We start from the raw sequence: 15,339 nt of genomic DNA on the forward strand, positions 1-15,339 counted from the left end.
AATTTCTGGACTTGAGAGGTGCTTACAGCAAACCCGTACTCTGGTCACGCTCTTACTTTGCGGGCTCTTGCGGCGGAGCACCGTTGGAGGTGATCAAGCAATACATTCAAAACCAGCGGGGCTGACGCCCCGGCGAAATTCCCCTCCCACCTACGTCGGAGGGAGTCCCCTTTCGCATTTAAGATGGCGTCGCAGCATACTGATTTCACCGATGTCGATGGATTGCCAATCGTAACCGCTGACCATCCTGCCACGAGCTTGTGGACGGGTGACGGTTTGAAAGAGCGATCTTCCTTTGGTGCGAGACAGGTCACGGTTGTGGACAGAAAGATCCCCTCTACTTGGCCATATGGAACCGCAATGAAAGAGGGGGGGGAGGATGTCACTTTTTGATGAGCGTCGTGTGCAGGATCTCTGTGCCCGCTTGCTGGCAGACACTAATAACCAGGGATATTCACTCGATAGCAAGCATGGCCGCGAGTTGAGAGATCTCCTGCAGGCTGTGGGTGGAGTCAAGCCAGTGGGACGAGGGGCTCGTCATGTGTTGACCGATGCTGGAAGGAATTATCTCGCAGCACAGCTGGCACAGGTTGCACCAGTGATGCCGGACAGGCGTGACACGATACGGGCTCTCGGGGTGGACCTGCCCGCACATCTAAACCAGGCCAGTTTTCATGCCCTCTGGCATGGGGACAGCAAGAGCGGGATAGATCCAGATAATGATGCTATCGACATCACGCTGACACAGGATGAAGTGATTCGACTTCGCACGCTGAGCCCGCTGTCACTCATCGACCAGGACGGACTGCGCCACGACATGAGGGCGCAACTGGCACTATTGGGAGAGCTGGTCTTACCGGAGCGCTGCTTGAGTAAGTTACATGGCATTGAGTGGCAGGGGCGGCAACTGGTCACGGTGGAGAACAAGGGAGCTTTCGTGGATTACCCGCTGCAAGTGGGGGAGTTGTTGCTCTATGTGCCTGGCCGCAATACCAAGTTGGCACGTCAGGTATTCCCGCTGTTGCCGGCTGCCGTACCCTGGGCCCATTTTGGCGATCTGGATCAGCGCGGATTGGATATCGCTAACGAGCTGGCCCATGCCCTTCGTCGTCCGTTGGCTCTTTGGCTACCCGACACCTTGATGGCCTATGTTCATCACTATGCCCGCACTCTGATCCGCCGTCTGGAGGGGCAACCGATCAGCAGAGGCAAGATCCCATGGGAGGAGGTCCCCGTGGTGAGTGAGCATGGCAAGCAACTGGAAGAGGTCCTTATATATCTGATCGAAAGGGGATTGTGGTTGGAACAGGAAGTATTGGTGCTAGCCGGAGGTTGGCAGTCATGGCCACTCGACGCGCCTTGCGGCCAACGCAGTAATGAAAAAACCGCCATCAGGCGGTTTTAATGGTTGTCAGCCCCTATTTCAGGGCTTTTTTCAGCTTTTTGATCTTGCTTTCGTGCTTGGCGATTTTCGCCTGGCGGGCGGCGATCTTCTTCTTGATCTCTTTCTTGCTGGCCATGGGGCGGCTCCTTGTCTCGTGGGCGCCATGGGGATCAGGGTGCCCGGGGTCTTTCCATGCGTGCCGGGAAGGCCCTCTCCGTTGGCGCACTGGCGGCCAGGGGAGGGGGCATACCGCGGAACTGGTTTGCAGGATAGTCCAGTTTCCCCCGGATGCCACCCGAACGGCAGGAAACAGAGGCAACAAAAAAGTGCCCCCGGGGGGCGCTTCTGGCTTGAAGGGGTCAGTATCAGGCCTTCTTCAGGTAGGCGGCCACCAGCACGATCTGCATGCCGTTGACCTTGCCCTCGATGTGCAGCGGGTTGTTGGTCAGGCGAATGCCCTTGACCAGGGTGCCGCGCTTGGCGGTGAAGCCGGCGCCCTTGACGTCCAGATCCTTGATCAGGGTGACTGAGTCCCCTTCCACCAGCACGGCGCCATTGGAGTCGACGGTCGGTACGCTGTCGTCATCGTCGCTGGTCACGCCGGCGTCTGCCCAGGCCTTGACTTCGTCTTCCATGTACATCATGTCCAGCATGTCCTGGGCCCAGAGCTCGCCCCGGGCGACGAGGGCCTTCAACTGGCGCCAGGCCATCACCTGCACCGCCGGCACCTGGCTCCACATGCTGTCACCCAGACAGCGCCAGTGGTTCACCTCCGTGGTGTCCGGCTGCTCCAGCTGGCCGCGGCAGGTGGCGCAGAGGACCACGCTGTGGTCGTCGTCACTGGCGGGGGAGTGCGGCACCGGGAAGGCAGTCAGCGCATGTTCTGCGCCACACAGCTCGCATTTGGCATTTGCACGGGCTTGCAGGATGGCATTGATGGTCATGATTGGGTTCCGTTTATAGGGGTAAAGCGGCTCGCCGTGGCGGGCTGCGCGAATGAGGGGGCGGAATATAGCACAAATCCCTGCTTTTTGTCAGGCTACCAGCGGCGCACAGGCGAGTGCTTTTTGACGGCAGATCGCTAGAATGAGCCTCCCTTTTTGCGCCAAAGGACAGGTTCACCGTGCTGGCCCACCGTTTTCGACAACTGGACTGCTTGCTCACCGCCGAGCGACGCTGGTGGCAATACCAGCCCTATCACCATTTGGGGATCGCCTTTGCCCGCGAGGCGCCAGCCCTTGCGAAGTGCCTGGCAGCCCTGACCCTTGACGAGATAGCGCACCTCGACGGGGACATGGATGCGCTCTGCACCCTGCTCGCCCCCTGGATCCCGGCGGGGGCCGAGTTGCAGGCCCTCGGCGAGCTTGCCCCTTTCGCCCCAGAGCCCGTCCAGTGCGCCAGGACCATGGCGATGTACATGCCGGGACGCAAGCAGGGGCAGATAGAGGCCTTCACCGGCTGCCTGCCCCCCCACCAAGGTCCCTATCTGGAGTGGTGCGCCGGCAAGGGGCATCTGGGGCGCCTGGTGTCGCTGCACCGTGGCGCGGAGATCCTGAGCCTGGAGTGGCAGGGGGCGCTCTGCGAGGAGGGGCGGCGGCTCGCCGCGCGCGACGGCGCCAACATGCGGTTCGTGGAGGCGGATGCCTTTGCCACCGAGTCCGGGGCCCTCATCGCCCCGCACCATCACGCCATGGCGCTCCATGCCTGCGGCGATCTGCACACCCATCTGCTGACGCGGGTGGCCGAGGGGCGTGCCCAGGGGGTGACCCTCTCCCCGTGTTGCTACCACCTCATCAGAGGAGAGCACTATGCGCCCCTCTCCCGGGCCGCCAGGGCCAGTGCCCTGCGCCTTGGCAAGAGCGATCTGAAGCTGCCGCTGCAGGAGACGGTGACCGGCGGCGCCCGCATCGCCCGGTTGCGGGAGCGGGAGGTGGTGTGGCGCCTCGCCTTTGACTGCCTGCAGCGCCAGGTGCGCGGGGTGGATGAGTACCTGCCGGTGCCCAACCTGCAAAAGAGCCTGCTGACCGGGGACTTCGAGGATTTCTGCCACTGGGCCGCCGAACGCAAGGGGATGGGCTTGCCCGCGGGGCTCGACTACGCCGCCTTGCTGGCACAGGGGGAGCGGCGCTTTGGCGATGTCGCCCGCATGGAGCTGGTGCGCCACCTGTTTCGCCGCCCCCTGGAAATCTGGCTGCTGCTCGATCGCGCCCTTTTCCTCGAGGAGCAGGGCTACCGGGTGGAGGTGGGCACCTTCTGCCCCAAACCCATGACCCCGCGCAACCTGCTGATCCGGGCGGTGCGCGCAGGGGGGATCTGAGCAAGCGTCCGCACAGGTCGGATGGCTGCGCCAACAAGGCCAGGGGCTGGATCCCCCTGCAAACGAGCGCCATCTGAGTGCAGGGAGGCGTGGCTCACAATTTCGCCAAATTCTTAATTCTTGTCGTGAATTTAGTTGCCAGGATGCCTATGCTCGCCCTGACATTTTCAAGACAAGGATGGTTACCCATGTTCATGCTCACGCGCACCGCCTGCCTGGTTGCCCTCGTCTGGGCACTGCCCGGCCAGAGCGCCATGACAATCCAGCCCGATCCCCAGAACAGCGGCGGCTATGTGATGGCGGCGGCGGATCTTGCCAGTGCGGCCCAGGCCAAGACCGCCAACCCCATGTACGGGATCTGGTCCCACGCCCTGGCCACCCGGCCCAATTCGGTGGTGGAGGCCATCGTAGCCCGCGCCCCCGGCAACCCGGACAACGTCAAGCGGGTCGAGCGGGTCTTCACCGAATCGGACTGGGAGTTCCTGACCCAGATGGCCGCCCCGGAGTACACCTACGAGCGCTTCCTGCGGGCGGTGGGCAAGTTCCCCGCCTTCTGCGGCGACTACACGGACGGGCGCAATGCGGACGCCATCTGCAAGAAGTCCATCATCACCGCCTTCGCCCACTTTGCCCAGGAGACCGGCGGCCACATTGCCAAGGAGAATGTCTCCGACAACCCCCTGGGGCTGGAAGAGTGGTGCACGTGCGGGAGATGGGCTGGTCTGAGGGGCAGACCGGCTACACCACGGGGTGTGGCCAGAGTGACTGGCAGAACCGGCGCTGGCCCTGCAGCACCGGTCAGGGCTATTTCGGTCGCGGCGCCAAGCAGCTCTCCTACCACTTCAACTACGGCGCCTTCTCCGAGGCCATGTTCGACGGCGACGCCTCTGTGCTCCTCAACAACCCCGGGCTGGTGGCGGACTCCTGGCTCAACCTCGCCTCCGCCATCTGGTTCTTCCTGACGCCCCAGGCTCCCAAACCCGCCATGCTGCACGTCATCGACCGGACCTGGGTGCCCTCCCAGCGTGAGCTGGCGGCGGGCATCGGCTACGGCTTTGGCACCACCATCAACATCATCAACGGTGGCATCGAGTGCGGCGAGCAGAACAAGAACAAGGGCCAGCCGGTCAACCGCATCCGCTACTGGGAGGGGCTCGCGGCCCACTACGGGATCCCGCTGCTGGCGGACGAGAAGAACACCTGCTGGCAGCAGACCCCCTATGGCAGCCTCAACCTCAACGGCGCCACCGACGTGCTCTACACCAACTGGGACGGCAACTGGAAATACTACCCGGACAGACCCGGCGGCTACTCCTTCGAGTGCGATCTGGTGGGGTACCAGACCGCCTATTCGGCCCTGGTGCCGGGGGATTACGAGAAGTGCGTGACCAACTTCTACGGCTCCCACGCCAGCTGGCCCAAGGTACGGGTGGTGGCCGCGCTGGATCCGGCCCCGGTCGACCCCGGCACGCCGCCGGTGGACGGGGTACCGGCCTGGGAGGCAAGCAAGGTCTACACCGCGGGCAACAAGGTGAGCCACAAGGGGGTCATCTATCAGGCCAAGTGGTGGACCCAGGGCAACGAGCCGGGCAAGGGGGATCCCTGGGCACCGGTAACCTGAGAGTCAGTACAAGCGCAAGCACTCCGGGGAGGCCGCGCGCCTCCCTTGTTGATCGCCGCGCTGGCTTGCTGCGCCTCTTTTGGCACTGATAGCCTGCGGATTCACACCGAGGGAGGATGACCATGAACATCGCCATTCATTTTGAAATTCCGGTACAGGATCTGGAGAGAGCCATCCGCTTCTATGAGGGGGTCTTCGAGACGGTGCTGGAGCGGGTGCAGATCGATGGCAACGAGATGGCGCTCTTTCCCCTGGAAAGTGGCACGGCGGGCTGCTCCGGCGCCCTGGCGAAGGGGGAGAGCTATGTGCCGAGCCTGGATGGCACCCGGATCTATCTGCGGGTGCCTGACATCGAGGGGACCATGGCCCGGGCACTGGCATCGGGCGGGGCCTGTCTCTATCCCGTCACCCGGGTCGGGGAGGGCCTCGGGGTGGCGGAGTGTCGGGATTGCGAGGGGAATCGCATCGCCTTGCAGGAGGGAACCTGACCATTATTTATCCGGTGCATGGGATATGTTGAGTCATTCACGCGATGAATAAAGAGGGGGATTTTCCCGCTCCGGGAGTCTCAGACCCGCGGTGAGGCCCCGGAATGGTCAGTTGCCGCCCCCCGGATCCCGTGCTACTTCATCTGGTGCGGCAAGAAGGCGAGCACCCGTTCGCCCGGTCTGTCGCCCCAACTCTCAGGAGGCATCATGGAAGGACATTGTCTGTGTGGCGGGATCACCGTGTCGAGCGGCGATCACAAGGAGGTCAACCTGTGTCACTGCGCCATGTGCCGGCGCTGGTCAGGGGGGCCCATGTTCGCGGTGCACGGGGGCAAGGGCGTACGGTTCACCGGGATGACCCCGGTGGCCTACCGCTCGTCGGAGTGGGCGGAGCGCGGATTCTGCCCCACCTGCGGCACCCATCTTTTCTACCATCTGTTGCCGACGGACGAGTACATCCTCTCCGCCGGCCTGTTTCAGGATCAGGGGTTCGAGCTCACCGGGCAGATCTTCATCGACGAGAAGCCCGACTTCTATGCCCTCAAGAACGACACCCCGACCCTGACCGGGCAGCAGGTGTTCGAGCAGTTCGCCCCCAAACCCTGAGCCTGTAATCACCCCGAGGAGAAGCCATCATGGATGAACAACCGAAGGTGAAGGGGCCTGCCTCCTATTTTCCCGCCATCGAGCAGAAATACGGCCACCCCATCGTCCACTGGCTGACCCTGCTGGCGGGGCGGGAGGAGCGCAAACACATGGCCCTGGTGGCCTGGCTCAAGGACGAACACGCCATGGGTCACGGCCATGCCAATGCCCTGGTGGCACACTTTTTGGCGCAGCCCGATGCGCCCGGCGTGGCATGACAGTGCCACAGTGCAAAACGTGCAGGAAAGCCAGAGGAGCAGAGAGATGAAGATAAGCGTCAGCGTCTGGGTTGCCAGGCCGATTGCCGATGTGTGGCGGGGCTGGAACACCCCCGCCAGCATCATGGCGTGGAACGCCGCTTCCCCGCAGTGGCACTGCCCCCAAAGCCGGGTGGACCTGCGGGTGGGTGGGCGTTTTTGCCACCACATGGCGGCGCGGGATGGCAGCACGGGGTTCGATTTCGAGGGGACCTTCACCGAGGTCACGGCGCCGACGGGGCTCGGCTACGTCATGGCCGATGGCCGCGAGGTGAGCGTGCGGTTCGTGGCAGAACAGGGGGGCACCCGGGTGGAGGAGCGGTTCGATGCCGAGTCCCTGCACAGCGGCGAACAGCAGCGGGCGGGGTGGCAGAGCATCCTGGATAACTTCAAGCGCCATATGGAGGCCGCCGGCTGACCCCTGCGGGGTGCCAATAAAAAAACCACCGCAAGCTGGCGGTGGTTTTTTTATGGCGTTCGTCCGGGGCAAGGCGGGGCAGGGGGTCACTCCGCGATGTCCAGCAGCACCAGGATGGCGCTCTCGCCCCCCCACTCCCGCGGCGCCTGGTGAAAGGCGCGCACAGCGGGGTGCTGGGCCAGCCAGCTCGGGATGCGCTGCTTGAGGATGTGCTTGCCGATGCCGTGCATCACCGAGGCGACGTGGATGTTCTCTTTTCGGCACAGGGTGAGCAGGGCCGCCAGCTCCTGCTTGGCCTGGTGCTGGTTCATGCCGTGCAGATCCAGATAAATCTCCGGCGGGTAGCTGCCGCGCTTGAGCTTTTTCAGCTCGAATTTTGACACGTCGTCGCGCACGTAACGGGTCGGCCCGTCCGCCTCGAGATGGGGCTGGTACTCGTCGCTGAAAAAGTAGTCAACCCCAAGCTTTTCGCGGCTCTCGCGCACTTCGCGTTTCTGCTTGACCGGGTTTGAGGAGGCCCTTATGGTATCTTGCTTAATTTTCCGGGTACCTTTGACAGCATCACGAAACAGCAGGCTTTCCTCGTCTGTGAGTGAGGGCGTATTTTTCATCAGGTACTCGTCTTGCTCGCTGTATAAAATTCTCGGGCCGGATATTACTCGACTTGGAGGTGGATTTGGACAAGATATTTATCGATGAGGTGGTTGCCGAAATGCACACCATCCAGGACATGTTGCGCTGGGCCATGAGTCGTTTCAACGACGCCGGGATCTTCTACGGACATGGTACCGACAACGCCTGGGATGAGGCCGTGCAACTGGTGCTGCCCGCGTTACATCTGCCGCCGGACGTGGATCCGGGCATGCGCCACTCCCGCCTGACCACCAGCGAGCGCCACCGCATCGCCGAGCTCATCATCCGCCGCGTGCAGGAGCGCATTCCGGCGCCTTACCTGACCAACAAGGCCTGGTATGCGGGCTGGGAATTCTACGTGGACGAACGGGTGCTCATTCCGCGCTCCCCCATCGCCGAGATGGTGGCCAACCGCTTCGCCCCCTTCCTGAAAGACGAACCGACCCGGATCATGGACTTGTGCACCGGCTCCGGCTGCATCGCCATCATCATGGCCCACGAGTTCCCCCATGCGGAAGTGGATGCCATCGACATCAGCGTCGATGCCCTCAACGTGGCCGAGCGCAACATCAACGATCACGGACTGGAGCAGCAGGTTATCCCCATTCGCTCCGATCTGTTCCGGGATCTGCCGGCCGGTGACAAGTACGATCTCATCGTCTCCAACCCGCCCTATGTTGACTCCGAGGACATGTCGGATCTGCCGGAGGAGTTTCGCCACGAGCCGGAGCTGGCCCTGGCGTCGGGCTCCGACGGCCTCAAGCTCACCAAACGTCTGCTGGCCAATGCCGCCGACTTCCTGAAAGAGGATGGCGTGCTGGTGGTCGAAGTGGGCAACAGCATGATCCACCTGGAAGCCCAGTTCCCCGAGGTGCCCTTCACCTGGGTCGAGTTCGAAAACGGCGGCCACGGCGTCTTTGTGATGACCCGCGCAGAGCTCGAGCAGCACCAGGCCCATTTCGCCATTTACAAGAACTAAGCAGCAAGGAGCATTCATGGCAGGGAACAGTTTCGGCCAACTCTTTCGGGTCACCACTTTCGGCGAGAGCCACGGTCTGGCGCTGGGCGCCGTGGTCGACGGCTGCCCGCCGGGGCTGGAGATAAGCGAAGACGATTTGCAGGGGGATCTGGACAGGCGCAAGCCCGGCACCTCCCGCTACACCACTCAGCGCCGCGAGGCGGACGAGGTGAAGATCCTCTCCGGGGTGTTCGAGGGCAAGACCACGGGCACCTCCATCGGGCTGCTCATCGAGAACACCGATCAGCGCTCCAAGGACTACTCCGAGATCAAGGATCTGTTCCGTCCGGGTCACGCCGACTACACCTATCACCAGAAGTACGGCCAGCGTGACTACCGTGGCGGCGGCCGCTCCTCGGCCCGCGAGACCGCCATGCGGGTCGCGGCGGGGGCCATCGCCAAGAAGTACCTGAAACAGGTGCACGGCATCGAGATCGTGGGTTTTCTCTCCCAGCTCGGCCCCATCAAGGCGGAAGGGTTCGACGAGAGCCAGATCGAGCAGAACCCCTTCTTCTTCCCCGATGCGGGCAAGCTGGAGGCGCTGGATGAATACATGCGTGCCCTCAAGAAAGAGGGCAACAGCGTGGGGGCCAAGGTGTGTGTCGTGGCACGCAATGTGCCGGTGGGCCTGGGGGAGCCGGTGTTCGACCGCCTCGACGCCGACATCGCCCACGCCATGATGGGCATCAACGCGGTGAAGGGGGTGGAGATCGGTGACGGCTTCGCGGTGGTGGAGCAAAAAGGCTCCGAGCATCGGGACGAGATGACTCCGGCCGGCTTTGCCAGCAATCATGCGGGGGGCATCCTGGGGGGCATTTCGTCGGGTCAGGAGATCGTGGTGAGCATGGCCCTCAAGCCTACCTCCAGCATCACGGTGCCGGGCAAGACCATCACCACCAGCGGTGAGGCCACCGAGATGATCACCAAGGGTCGTCACGACCCCTGCGTCGGCATCCGTGCCGTGCCCATCGCCGAGGCCATGCTGGCCCTGGTGCTGATGGATCACCTGCTGCGCCACCGCGCCCAGAACCAGGGCGTGCACACCCAGACCCCGCAACTGCGCTGATCATGCTGCAGGCAGGGTGAGTGATCACCAAAAACCACAAGGCGACCCCAGGGTCGCCTTTTTCATGGTTTTTTGCCGGCGTCGGCGTCAGGGGGCCGATGGCGTCGAGAGCGATGACAGCCGGGTTGCGTCCAGGCGGCAGCGGGGCGGCGCAAAGGCGGGATCCGGTGAGGGCAGGGCGGCGATGGCGGAATCGATGCGGGCGAGCGCGTCCTCGTTCACGGCCTCTTTGGCAAACATCAGGCGCACCGGCTGCTGGTGCAAGAGCACCTGACACTGGATGGCATCGCTCGCCCCGAGCTGGCCGAGCCGGTAGCGGGCGTACTGCCACTCCATGATGACGCCGTCGAGGCGGCGCGCCAGCAAGAGGGTGAGCAGCCTGTCATCGCTGTTGTATTCGCTCGCCTGCCCGAGGGCGGGGCACTCCTCGCTCATCGGCAGGGGGCGGGTGCCTCGCAGCTTGCCAAGGCGCAGCCCCTTGGCCTGGCACAGGGTTGCCAGCTCCGTGATCTCTCGCCAGCCCTCGGGCTCCCCGGCCTGCGGGCGCTGGCTCAGCAGCACGAAGCTGGCGCGCCGATAGGGGGCGGAGAAGCGGGCGAACCGCTCCCGCTCGGGGGTTTTCAGGGCGCCCATGGCCACGTCCAGCTGCTGGCGCTCCATGAGGTAGAGGGCCCGGGCCCAGGGGAGGTTGCGAAAGGCGGGCTCCACGCCTGCCTTGCCCAGGATCTGGCGGGTCAGGGTCACGTCCAGTCCACCGAGGGTACCGTCGGCAGCGATTTGGCTGAAAGGGGGCCAGTGGCTCCAGGCCACCGACAGGGTCTCCCTGGCGGCGAGGGGCTGGGCGAAGAGCAGGGGCAGGACGAGGCCCAGCATGCGCCGGGCGGTGGGGGTGAACTTCCGTTTCAATCAAAACCTCCTGTTCCGTGTATCGCGCCGTCCCCGGCAGGCTGCGCAGGGGCATTGATACATACGGCGATTCGGGCCATTTTGTCCTGCCTTCGTCCCTATTTCCAGCCGTGCTGGGAGGCGCATCACATTTTCCTCGTCTAAGTGCGCCAACTCCGTTAGACTGCGCCTCTATTCTTTCCCCTTTGCTCTGCTCCCCGGGGAAATCGTTGTTTTCTCTATAGGCCCGGATCCTGTGAGATGGCATCGGCTCAGCAGAGGAGCCCCACCACGATCTTTGGCGCCCCTATCCCTAGCAGGTAACTATGAGTTTTACTTCCCTCGGTCTGGCCGAACCCTTGTTGCGTGCCGTTGCCGAGCAAGGCTACGACACCCCGTCTCCCATCCAGCAACAAGCGATCCCGGCGGTACTGGCTGGCCGTGATCTGATGGCCGCCGCCCAGACCGGGACCGGCAAGACCGCAGGTTTCACCCTGCCGATGCTGCAGCGTCTGACTGAAAGCAAGCGCAAGGTCTCCCCGAATCGCATCCGTGCCCTGGTGCTGACCCCGACCCGCGAGCTGGCCGCCCAGGTGGGCGAGAGCGTGCGCAACTACGGCAAACACCTGCCGATCCGCAGCCACGTGGTATTTGGCGGCGTGAGCATCAACCCCCAGATGATGGCGACCCGCCGTGGTCTGGACGTGCTGGTGGCCTGCCCGGGCCGCCTGATGGATCTCTACAACCAGAACGCCGTCAAGTTCGATGAAGTGGAGATCCTGGTACTGGACGAAGCGGATCGCATGCTCGACATGGGCTTTATCCGCGACATCCGCCGCATCCTGGCCCTGCTGCCGAAGAAGCGCCAGAACCTGCTCTTCTCCGCCACCTTCGCCGACGAAATTCGCGAGCTGGCCACCGGTCTGCTGGACAACCCGGCGGTGATCGAAGTGACCCCGCGCAACAGCACCGCCGAGCGCATCGAGCAGCTGGTACACCCCTGCGACAAGGCCAACAAGATTGCCCTGCTGAGTCACCTGGTCACCAGCAACGACTGGCAGCAGGTGCTGGTGTTCACCCGTACCAAGCACATGGCCAACCGCGTTGCCGAGACCCTCGACAAGAACGGCGTCAGCGCCGCCGCCATCCACGGCAACAAGAGCCAGGGTGCCCGTACCCGCGCCCTTGCCGGTTTCAAGGATGGCAGCGTCAAGGTGCTGGTGGCGACCGACATCGCCGCCCGTGGCCTGGACATCGACAAACTGCCCCAGGTGGTCAACTTCGAGCTGCCGAACGTGGCGGAAGATTACGTGCACCGTATCGGCCGTACCGGCCGTGCTGGCGCCGCTGGTCACGCCATCTCCCTGGTGGCCGCCGATGAGGGCAAGCTCATCAAGGCCATCGAGCGGCTGACCAAGCAGAACATTCCGTGCGAGCAGGTGGCCGGTTTTGAAGCCTCCCGCGAGACCCTCGACAACATCGCCCGTGGCATCGGCGCGCCGCTTCGCAAAGAGCCGCGGGATCCGAGCGAGCAGCGCCGTGCGCCGCGTCCGCAAGGTCAGGGCCAGCGTCAGGGTGCCGGTCGTTCTGCCAACGGTGGCAATGGCGGCGGTAACCGCTCCGGCAACGGTGGCAAGCCCAAGCCCCAGGGCGGTCAGCGTCCGGAAGGCGGCGCCGCCAAACCGGCCCAGGCCCGTCGTCCGCGCCGCGCCAGCCACAACCAGTAAGCGGTCAGGGAGCCAGGCTCCCCCACTGTTCGGTTGATACAAAAAGCCCCGCCAATCTGGCGGGGCTTTTTTGTCCTGGTAGACGCTATTCACCGTAGAGGCGGATCTCCAGCACATGGGTGATGGCCTCGCCGCTCCAGTGGTACTCCAGATGACGGGCGTGGTCCACCCGGCTGACCAGACGGGGGCGATAGAGCACGTGGCAGCCGTGACCGGGGTGGCGCACCGAGCGGTAGTGGATGCCGTCCGCCCCGGCAACCTTCTGCTCCCGGGCGAAGGCCTGGGCGGGGCCGTAATCGGTGGCGTGATAGAGGGGGCCTGGCAGAAACGCCGGGCCCGTGATGTCGATGAGGCTGGCGCTGAACTGCGCCTGGATCACTCGCATCTGCACCTTCTGGGCCGGCTCCCGGGTGTACCCGAAGATCCGCTCCCTGTGGTAGACCGTCTCCTTGATGCCGGTGTCGAGGGAGGGGGCACAATAGTAGCCGCCAAAGTCCCCCGTGGTGAAACGGCCACCCTCGGGATTGAGGTGGGTGAAGGCGGCCATCACATAGCTGCCGCCGGGCAGCCCCACCAGCCAGTCTTCCCTGGGCACCCGCATCAGCTCGCCCGCCTCTTCCCTCAGCCTGTCGTTGGTCAGGGCCTCGACGGCCCAGACCGCCTCCAGCTCGTCGGCGGTAGCGACGTCTTCATAGAGGCAGATGGGGGGAAAGCGGCTCGGGATGATGCGATAGGCGCAGGCATTGTGGAAGGTGCGCAAGGGCGGGGAGGACATCAGGCCATCTCCCCGCGCCAGGCGTGCAGCCGGGTGGCCACTTCGTAGAGATCGGCCACCCGCCCACCCTGCATGACCTCCATGGCGCTGCGCCCGGCGAAGAAGGGGTGGCTGTTGGGTTTGCGCACCCAGCCATAGATGCTCTCATCCAGGCTGAACAGCAGCCGCAGGCTCTTGTGGATGTTGAGCAGATAGCTCATCCGCTCCTGGAGATCGGCGCTCAGCCGAATACCGCCGCTAGCCTCCTTGTACTTGTTCAGGGTGGAGCGGGAGGTAATGCCAAGCAGCCTGAGCTGTTCATCCGTGCTGCACTGCCATTTGTCCAGGATGCGAAACACCACGGGCAGGGCCTTGCTGGGATCGACGGCGGGCTGTTGCCGGGGAAGAGATGCGGTGGCGGCCATGTTGCCTCCCGGGTTGGCGTGCCAGACGGGCACGGGATCGTGGGTTGTCTGCTAAGCAGTGTAGGGCAGGGGCGCAGTCATGTACATATCTATACATGGTTGTACTCAAATGTTCATTGTTGGATGAGCTTCGCGAGGAGGGGCGCGGGTCGGCCAAGTGAGCCCGTGCCAATGAAACGCCCCGCCAACTGGGTTGGCGGGGCGTGTCTCTTTGCGGCGTTTCTGCTTGTCGGGTCGGGGAGATCAGAGGGCGGGCAGCAGCCCCATGCTGACGCTGACCTGCACCCCGACGATCAGTACCCCCATGGCACCGGCCAGACCCAGGGCCAGTACGCCGCCCGGGACGCGGTAGTGGTTTGCCTCGGCCTGCTTGCGGCTCTGCCACACCAAGGCCACTGGCAGCAGCACCGCCAGCACCACCAGCGCAATGGCGGCGTAACCGAGCGCCATGATGAAGCCTTGCGGGAAGTAGAGGGCGAACAGCAGGGGCGGCACGAAGGTGATGAGGCCGGTCTGGGTGCGGCCCTGCCAGTTGTCCTTGCGACGGGTCACCTTGGCCATGAAGTCGAACAGTCCCAGGGTCACCCCGAGGAAGGAGGTGGCGAGCGCGAGATCCGCAAACAGATGCATCGCCTGGTTGAAGGCGGGCCAGCTCACCAGGCCGCCGACGTTGGCCAGCAGGCTGTCCAGGGCGCCGCCGGTCTGGATCAGGGATTGCTGGCCCAGCAGCCCCAGGATGGCGACCTGCCACAGCACGTAGAGCACGAGCGGCAAGGCGGAGCCCCACACGAAGACCCGGCGCAACTGCCTGGGGTTGTCCCCGAGGTAGAGCATGACGCTCGGGATGGAGCCGTGGAAGCCGAAGGAGGTGAAGATGACCGGCAGGCCCGCCAGCAGCAGGCCTTCCCCGAGGGGCATGGAGAGCAGGTGCTGCCCCTGAGCGCGGGGCAGCAGCAGCGCCAGCACCGCCACCATGATCACCAGCTTCACGGTGAACATCAGGCGGTTGAGGTAATCCACCTGCCTGGTGCCGACGCACACCATGCCGCCAAACAGCAGGGTAAAGACCCAGGCCGCCTGCTCCTGGCCGAGGGGCAGGCCGGCATCGGCCAGTGCCTGGGTCAGCAGACTGCTGCCGCCGCTGATGTAGGCGGAGGCCAGGGCGTAGAACAGCATCAGGATGCAGAAGGAGGCGATGCCCTTGCCCCAGGGGCCGAGCAGGTGATCCGCCAACTGGTGCAGGTACCACTTGCCGGTGCTGAGGCTGGCTTCCACCTGCAGCATGGCGGTGAAGGCCATCAGGGCCCAGAGGCCGATCATCAGCATCAGGGTGGCGGGGCCGCCCAGGGACGAGGAGGCCAGCGGCAGGGCCAGCATGCCGGCGCCTATGGTGGTGCCGGCAATCAACAGGGTACAACCCAGGGTCTTGGTATTCATGTCATCCATCCGAAAGTGAGGGGCGCTGTTGCAAACAAGAGAGAGCCAGTTGGCTGTGTCGGGAGACGCCTCCGGGGAAAAGCCGGAGGCTAGCAATATCGGAGTGGAGACATCGTTACGAACAGCCGCAGGTTGTAAAACAGGGTTGCCACGTTAGCCGATTAAAATATCGAAAACAAGCGGGAGTGAGCGAAGGTTCTACTGTGAAAGGCGCTTGTGTGGAAATAAATGATGACAGTTGTCTGGAGTGGATGGCGTAAAAAC

General features: G+C 63.8%; 16 protein-coding genes and 1 pseudogene. 11 read left to right on the top strand and 6 right to left on the bottom strand.

Translation table 11 applies throughout. The features are described from left to right. On the top strand, nucleotides 1–125 hold a 125-nt coding region (locus AB5Y70_RS18245; RefSeq protein ID WP_368175959.1), incomplete at its 5' end, for a transposase. 254 nt (nucleotides 126–379) lie between these two features. Further along, the gene (locus AB5Y70_RS18250; protein WP_049636773.1) at nucleotides 380–1,405 is read left to right on the top strand and encodes a Wadjet anti-phage system protein JetD domain-containing protein; all 1,026 of its coding nucleotides are present in this window, start codon (nucleotides 380–382) and stop codon (nucleotides 1,403–1,405) included. Between the two features lie 344 nt (nucleotides 1,406–1,749). Here the strand turns inward: AB5Y70_RS18250 and AB5Y70_RS18255 are convergent, their stop codons facing one another. Next, nucleotides 1,750–2,328, bottom strand: a complete 579-nt coding sequence (locus AB5Y70_RS18255; protein ID WP_010674837.1) for an alkylphosphonate utilization protein — start codon at nucleotides 2,326–2,328, stop codon at nucleotides 1,750–1,752. Nucleotides 2,329–2,507: 179 nt separating this feature from the next. Between AB5Y70_RS18255 and AB5Y70_RS18260 the strand changes: the two genes are divergently transcribed. From AB5Y70_RS18260 to AB5Y70_RS18285, 6 genes and pseudogenes are all read left to right on the top strand, one after another. Next, on the top strand, nucleotides 2,508–3,701 hold the full coding sequence (locus tag AB5Y70_RS18260; protein WP_010674836.1) for a methyltransferase: 1,194 nt from the start codon (nucleotides 2,508–2,510) through the stop codon (nucleotides 3,699–3,701). 188 nt (nucleotides 3,702–3,889) lie between these two features. Next, a pseudogene (locus tag AB5Y70_RS18265) lies at nucleotides 3,890–5,322 on the top strand (chitinase). A gap of 122 nt (nucleotides 5,323–5,444) precedes the next feature. Continuing rightward, the gene (locus AB5Y70_RS18270) at nucleotides 5,445–5,810 is read left to right on the top strand and encodes a VOC family protein (protein ID WP_010674835.1); all 366 of its coding nucleotides are present in this window, start codon (nucleotides 5,445–5,447) and stop codon (nucleotides 5,808–5,810) included. 207 nt (nucleotides 5,811–6,017) lie between these two features. Then, a complete protein-coding gene (locus AB5Y70_RS18275; RefSeq protein ID WP_010674834.1) occupies nucleotides 6,018–6,416 on the top strand; it encodes a GFA family protein in 399 nt (132 codons plus the stop codon). 29 nt (nucleotides 6,417–6,445) lie between these two features. After that, the gene (locus AB5Y70_RS18280) at nucleotides 6,446–6,673 is read left to right on the top strand and encodes a DUF4287 domain-containing protein (protein WP_010674833.1); all 228 of its coding nucleotides are present in this window, start codon (nucleotides 6,446–6,448) and stop codon (nucleotides 6,671–6,673) included. A gap of 46 nt (nucleotides 6,674–6,719) precedes the next feature. Beyond that, nucleotides 6,720–7,130: an SRPBCC domain-containing protein gene (locus tag AB5Y70_RS18285; protein ID WP_010674832.1), complete on the top strand. Its 411-nt coding sequence runs from the start codon at nucleotides 6,720–6,722 to the stop codon at nucleotides 7,128–7,130. An 86-nt stretch (nucleotides 7,131–7,216) separates the two neighbouring features. Here AB5Y70_RS18285 and smrB read toward each other — a convergent pair whose 3' ends face one another. After that, nucleotides 7,217–7,741: an endonuclease SmrB gene (gene smrB, locus AB5Y70_RS18290; protein WP_029314568.1), complete on the bottom strand. Its 525-nt coding sequence runs from the start codon at nucleotides 7,739–7,741 to the stop codon at nucleotides 7,217–7,219. A gap of 65 nt (nucleotides 7,742–7,806) precedes the next feature. On the opposite strand from smrB, the gene prmB reads away from it, so the two are divergent. Further along, on the top strand, nucleotides 7,807–8,742 hold the full coding sequence (gene prmB, locus AB5Y70_RS18295) for a 50S ribosomal protein L3 N(5)-glutamine methyltransferase (protein WP_010674830.1): 936 nt from the start codon (nucleotides 7,807–7,809) through the stop codon (nucleotides 8,740–8,742). Between the two features lie 16 nt (nucleotides 8,743–8,758). Next, nucleotides 8,759–9,847 carry a chorismate synthase gene (aroC, locus tag AB5Y70_RS18300; protein WP_010674829.1) on the top strand — a complete coding sequence of 363 codons (1,089 nt, stop codon included), beginning with the start codon at nucleotides 8,759–8,761 and terminating at the stop codon, nucleotides 9,845–9,847. An 87-nt stretch (nucleotides 9,848–9,934) separates the two neighbouring features. Here the strand turns inward: aroC and AB5Y70_RS18305 are convergent, their stop codons facing one another. Continuing rightward, entirely contained in the window at nucleotides 9,935–10,720 is a 786-nt protein-coding gene (locus AB5Y70_RS18305) for an ABC transporter substrate-binding protein (RefSeq protein ID WP_085943959.1), read from the bottom strand. Between the two features lie 338 nt (nucleotides 10,721–11,058). Between AB5Y70_RS18305 and AB5Y70_RS18310 the strand changes: the two genes are divergently transcribed. Then, nucleotides 11,059–12,459 (top strand): DEAD/DEAH box helicase, encoded by a 1,401-nt coding sequence (locus tag AB5Y70_RS18310; protein WP_010674827.1) that lies wholly within the window; start codon nucleotides 11,059–11,061, stop codon nucleotides 12,457–12,459. Between the two features lie 85 nt (nucleotides 12,460–12,544). On the opposite strand, the gene AB5Y70_RS18315 is transcribed toward AB5Y70_RS18310, so the two are convergent. The 3 genes from AB5Y70_RS18315 to AB5Y70_RS18325 all read right to left on the bottom strand — a co-directional run bounded on the left by AB5Y70_RS18315 (nucleotide 12,545) and on the right by AB5Y70_RS18325 (nucleotide 15,075). Continuing rightward, nucleotides 12,545–13,234: an RES family NAD+ phosphorylase gene (locus AB5Y70_RS18315; protein ID WP_043155504.1), complete on the bottom strand. Its 690-nt coding sequence runs from the start codon at nucleotides 13,232–13,234 to the stop codon at nucleotides 12,545–12,547. Then, the gene (locus AB5Y70_RS18320) at nucleotides 13,234–13,638 is read right to left on the bottom strand and encodes an antitoxin Xre-like helix-turn-helix domain-containing protein (RefSeq protein WP_039040750.1); all 405 of its coding nucleotides are present in this window, start codon (nucleotides 13,636–13,638) and stop codon (nucleotides 13,234–13,236) included. Before AB5Y70_RS18320 ends, AB5Y70_RS18315 begins: the two co-directional genes overlap by 1 nt. 243 nt (nucleotides 13,639–13,881) lie before the next feature. Continuing rightward, entirely contained in the window at nucleotides 13,882–15,075 is a 1,194-nt protein-coding gene (locus AB5Y70_RS18325; RefSeq protein ID WP_010674824.1) for an aromatic amino acid transport family protein, read from the bottom strand. Between the last annotated feature and the right edge of the window lie 264 nt (nucleotides 15,076–15,339).

It is taken from the genome of Aeromonas sp. s1(2024) (genome assembly GCF_040908005.1).
Lineage (GTDB): Bacteria > Pseudomonadota > Gammaproteobacteria > Enterobacterales > Aeromonadaceae > Aeromonas > Aeromonas caviae.